Source organism: Pontibacter ramchanderi, assembly GCF_002846395.1.
GTDB lineage: Bacteria > Bacteroidota > Bacteroidia > Cytophagales > Hymenobacteraceae > Pontibacter > Pontibacter ramchanderi.
In genome coordinates, this window is the sequence record NZ_PJMU01000007.1 from 1 (window position 1) to 2,500 (window position 2,500).

2 rRNA genes (1 of these 2 cut by a window edge) are annotated in these 2,500 nt (G+C 56.8%); both read right to left on the minus strand.

Annotated features, from left to right (window positions below):
• Positions 1-70 precede the first annotated feature (70 nt).
• A 5S ribosomal RNA gene (gene rrf, locus BD749_RS19035) occupies positions 71-182 on the minus strand.
• Between the two features lie 130 nt (positions 183-312).
• Positions 313-2,500 (minus strand): 23S ribosomal RNA (locus tag BD749_RS19040); it runs 705 nt beyond the window's last position.

A 2,500-nucleotide genomic window follows, 5' to 3' on the forward strand; every position in this document is an offset into this window, starting at 1 on the left:
TGGCGGTGGGTGGTGGGTGTAAACGCAGGCAGCCCCTGACGCTTGGGGGCATCAGGGGCTGCTGTGGTGGGGTTGGCGGCCACCTACTCTCCCGGGTGTGACCCCAGTACCATCGGCGCAGCCGGGCTTAACTTCTCTGTTCGGGATGGGAAGAGGTGCTCACCGGCGCCATAGCCGCCATTCTCTTCGCGTGGTTTCTGCGCACGCATTGATGGCTATGTAAAAGTTTGGTTTGACTAGTTGGGAAAGAGTTCAACTCGGACATCAGGGCCAAGGGGCGGGCCGGCACGTGGCCGGTCGCACTGTGCGTGCTTGAGAACGCGCTCGGGCAATTAGTACCGCTCGGCTTTGCCATCTCTGACTTTACACCTGCGGCCTATCAACGTCATCGTCTCTGACGGCCCTTAAGGGAGATCTCATCTTGGGGCGGGTTTCGCACTTAGATGCTTTCAGCGCTTATCCCGTCCGAGCGTAGCTACCCTGCGCTGCGGCTGGCGCCACAACAGGTCCACCAGAGGCTCGTCCATCCCGGTCCTCTCGTACTAAGGACAGAACCCCTCAAATCTCCGACGCCCACAACAGATAGGGACCGAACTGTCTCACGACGTTCTGAACCCAGCTCGCGTGCCACTTTAATCGGCGAACAGCCGAACCCTTGGGACCTTCTCCAGCCCCAGGACGTGACGAGCCGACATCGAGGTGCCAAACCTCCCCGTCGATATGAGCTCTTGGGGGAGATCAGCCTGTTATCCCCAGAGTACCTTTTATCCTTTGAGCGATGGCCCTTCCATGCGGAACCACCGGATCACTATATCCGCCTTTCGGCCCTGCTCGGCTTGTGGGCCTCACAGTCAAGCTCCCTTCTGCTATTGCGCTCTGCGCACGGTTACCAAGCGTGCTGAGGGAACCTTTGAAAGCCTCCGTTATTGTTTTGGAGGCGACCACCCCAGTCAAACTACCCACCAAGCACGGTCCCCGACTCTGTCGGGTTAGGCGCCAAGCAACTCAAGGGCCGTATTTCAAGGAAGAATCCGCGACGCCTGGCGACGCCGCTTCGCATTCTCCGGCCTATCCTACACATGAGTTACCCAGCGTCAATGCTAAGCTATAGTAAAGGTTCATGGGGTCTTTCCGTCCCGTTGCGGGTACTCGGCATCTTCACCGAGACTACAATTTCACCGAGCTCACGGCTGAGACAGCGCCCAGATCGTTACACCATTCGTGCAGGTCGGAACTTACCCGACAAGGAATTTCGCTACCTTAGGACCGTTATAGTTACGGCCGCCGTTTACCGGGGCTTCGATTCAGAGCTTCGCCTTGCGGCTAACCCCCCCTCTTAACCTTCCGGCACCGGGCAGGTGTCAGGCCTTATACGTCATCTCTCGATTTGGCAAAGCCATGTGTTTTTGTTAAACAGTCGCCTGGGCCTTTTCACTGCGGCTTCTCCAATTGCTTGGAGGAAGCGCCCCTTCTCCCGAAGTTACAGGGCCATTTTGCCGAGTTCCTTGGCCGTGATTCACTCGAGCACCTTAGGATTCTCTCCTCGACCACCTGTGTCGGTTTGCGGTACGGGCGGCCATGCATTTAAACGCTTAGCGGGTTTTCTAGGGAGCCTGCTTAGGGACGCTATCCCCGCGCCCGGGGGCTTGGGGTACTATCGGCTTTCAGCTAGCCCGGCGTACTTCACTACCGGGCCACTACCTACGGCCTTCAACGCACTATTCCGTCAGTGCGCGGTCCTTTCACTTCTCCGTCACCGCATCGCTATGCATAGCCGGTGCTGGAATATTAACCAGCTGTCCATCGACCTGCGCTTTCGCCTCGGCCTTAGGTCCCGACTAACCCTGATCCGATTAGCGTTGATCAGGAAACCTGGGTCTTTCGGTGTGCGGGTTTCTCGCCCGCATTATCGTTACTTATGCCTACATTTGCTTTTCCAAGCGCTCCAGCACATCTTGCCGATATGCCTTCTCCGCCCTTGGAATGCTCCCCTACCAGTGTATATAATACAATCCGCAGCTTCGGTGCCACGCTTGATGCCCGATTATTATCGATGCCCTGTCGCTCGACCAGTGAGCTGTTACGCACTCTTTAAAGGAATGGCTGCTTCCAAGCCAACCTCCTGGCTGTCTAGGCAACTGGACCCCCTTTGTTCAACTTAGCGTGGACTTGGGGACCTTAGCTGGCGGTCTGGGTTCTTTCCCTCTCGGCGCGGGACCTTAGCACCCCGCGCCTCACTGCCGCGTATGTCTAGTGGCATTCGGAGTTCGTCAGGATTCGGTAGGATTTGACTCCCCCTAGTCCTATCGGTAGCTCTACCTCCACAAGACTCGACCGCGACGCTGCCCCTAAAGGCATTTCGGGGAGTACGAGCTATTTCTCAGTTTGATTGGCCTTTCACCCCTACCCACAGGTCATCCAAATACTTTTCAACGTAAACTGGTTCGGACCTCCAGTTGGTTTTACCCAACCTTCATCCTGCCCATGGGTAGATCACAAA